Annotated in this window: 1 protein-coding gene; it reads right to left on the bottom strand. The window is 62.7% G+C overall.

Annotation, left to right across the window (positions count from 1 at the left end; all coding sequences use genetic code 11):
* Positions 1-490: HAMP domain-containing protein (locus EN750_RS38495; protein ID WP_127399523.1), on the bottom strand; the 490-nt coding region annotated here is incomplete at both ends.

Here is a 490-nt window from a genome sequence, read left to right as displayed (position 1 = left end):
CGCCTCGGCCGAGCGGTTGACGATGGTGACGATGCCGTAGGGATCGACGCCGATGACGCCGGCGGTAACGCCGGCAAGCACGGCTTCGGAAAAGCGGCGCCGTTCGTCGATCAGGTCCTTGGCCGACAGGATCTCATTGCGCTGCGATTTAAGTTCGAGAAGCATCTTGTTGAACGTATCGCCGAGCGACGCGACATCGCCGTCCGAAGGCCTGACGGGAACGGCGACGTCGAGATTGCCGGTCGCGACCTCGTCGGCGGCGCCGATAAGCTGGCGAATGGGCCGCACCAGACGGTCGGCGACCGCAATGCCGGTCCAGATCGCGGACAGGATGATGATGAGCGTCAGCGACAGATAGGGCAGCGCGAAGGCCACCTGCGAGGTACGGCGGTTATCTTCCAGCCCCCGATATTCGTCGGTGTTGGACCTGACGATCTGCCGTGCCTTGATCACTTCGGGATCGACGAGCCGAATGGTGTAGAGATAGAGT

It is taken from the genome of Mesorhizobium sp. M7A.F.Ca.ET.027.03.2.1 (genome assembly GCF_003999175.1).
Lineage (GTDB): Bacteria > Pseudomonadota > Alphaproteobacteria > Rhizobiales > Rhizobiaceae > Mesorhizobium.
This window is presented reverse-complemented; position numbering and strand designations above follow the sequence as displayed.